Consider the following 1,028-nt stretch of genomic DNA (forward strand, 5'->3'; position numbering starts at 1 on the left):
CATCAACTCCCGAAATCCAACATTCTTGCCCAGCCTCGACGGGCAACGCAAGGGCTTGTAGGTGACGGAGATGCCTTGACAACGAATGGCCTTGCTTGACTAGATTCACCGCCAAAAGGGGCGAGATACGCCATGGAGCAGCGCTTTACATTCAATCAAATCGCGGGTGCATATAGGGCCTCACGCCCGGACTATCCAAAAGCCCTCGTCGACGACGTGGTTTCGTACGCCAGCCTGAAGCCCGGCGATCCTGTTCTCGAAGTCGGCTGCGGCACAGGGCAGGCAACAAAGAGCTTCGCGGCGCGCGATTTGCAGATCGTTGCAATCGACCCCGGGGGCGAAATGGTCCGCACTGCGCGTGAGAGCCTCGCCGGCTTTGACAATGTCGAACTGGCAGAGACCACCTTCGAGGCGTGGCCACAAGACAGAGGACCGTTCCGACTCATCATCGCTGCGCAGTCATGGCACTGAGTTTCCCCGGAGGTGCGGTTTGTGAAGGCGGCGAAGCTGCTTTCATCTCACGGATCATTGGCCGTCTTCGGACACGTTCCGACAGGACTACCCGCGCCATTGCTCGAACAGTTCAAGGACATATCCTTACGTCATACGGGACGCTGGGGGCCACCGCCGGAAGCCTGGTACCTGGCCAGCGGTCCATTCAAGGGCTGGTTCGACGAGTCGGGATTGTTCGGACCGGTAGAGCACCGCTGCTATCCGTGGAAGTGGCGGCACACAACGTCAAGCTACGCCAATTTCCTCGGTACGCGCTCGGATATCCGGATGCTCACGCCAACGATCCGCGACGAGCTGGTCAATGACGTTTCCAAGGCGATCAATCGTCACGGGGGAGAATTCGAAATGGACTACGAAACTCACCTCTACATGGCCCGCCGGATTGGTTGCGATAGGCAGCTCTAACTTCGATTCAGATGTCTGGAATTGGGTCGGAAGCTGCTGGTCGACGCGCGGCCCGGCAAGGTCAGCTAAGGGCCAGGAGCAGTCGTAAGACATCCGAACCTGCAAGGCGC

The 1,028-nt window shown here is 58.9% G+C and carries 2 protein-coding genes; both read left to right on the forward strand.

Going from position 1 to position 1,028, the window contains the following annotated elements:
* The first annotated feature begins 132 nt into the window (after positions 1-132).
* Positions 133-471 carry a class I SAM-dependent methyltransferase gene (locus IVB29_RS22380; protein ID WP_247505566.1) on the forward strand — a complete coding sequence of 113 codons (339 nt, stop codon included), beginning with the start codon at positions 133-135 and terminating at the stop codon, positions 469-471.
* Between the two features lie 21 nt (positions 472-492).
* Complete coding sequence (locus IVB29_RS22385; RefSeq protein ID WP_247505567.1) at positions 493-918, forward strand: hypothetical protein; 426 nt, start codon at positions 493-495, stop codon at positions 916-918.
* Positions 919-1,028: the final 110 nt, after the last annotated feature.

The organism is Bradyrhizobium sp. 1, assembly GCF_023073315.1.
In the GTDB taxonomy this organism is placed as follows: domain Bacteria; phylum Pseudomonadota; class Alphaproteobacteria; order Rhizobiales; family Xanthobacteraceae; genus Bradyrhizobium.

Excerpts from the sequence above, each read along its gene's own strand:
- IVB29_RS22380 (WP_247505566.1), top strand. The coding sequence starts at position 133 with ATGGAGCAGCGCTTTACATTCAATCAAATCGCGGGTGCATATAGGGCC.